This window comes from Streptomyces celluloflavus (assembly GCA_000720995.1).
GTDB classification, from domain to species: domain Bacteria; phylum Actinomycetota; class Actinomycetes; order Streptomycetales; family Streptomycetaceae; genus Streptomyces; species Streptomyces celluloflavus.
On record JOEL01000148.1, the window covers coordinates 1 to 387 of the forward strand.

The 387-nt window shown below is 61.2% G+C and carries 1 protein-coding gene; it reads right to left on the minus strand.

The genetic code is table 11. From position 1 onward, the window contains the following. A partial coding sequence (locus tag IH09_RS40800) for an AMP-binding protein (RefSeq protein ID WP_404827322.1) occupies positions 1-365 on the minus strand: 365 nt, incomplete at its 3' end. Positions 366-387: the final 22 nt, after the last annotated feature.

Here is a 387-nt window from a genome sequence, read left to right on the forward strand (position 1 = left end):
AAATTCGCCAACGCCACCCGCGGCATCACCACACCCTTAGGCACCCCCGTCGACCCCGATGTAAACACCACATACACCGGCAACAAACCCAACACATCACCACCGGAAGCGGAAACCGAACCAACACTCCAACCCGGCTCCAACCCCGAATTCAACCCGGAATCCGACCCCAACCCAGAATTCCCCCCGGAATCCAATTCCGAATCCGATTCCAGCTCCGCAACCTCCTCATCAAGCACCAACCACCGCACCCCCGACACCACCGACACCAACCGATCCCGCACCGCAGAAACCGACACCACCACCACCGGATCCACCTGACCCAACACCGCCGCAATCCGCTCCACCGGATACTCCGGATCCACCGGAACAAACGCCGCACCCGAC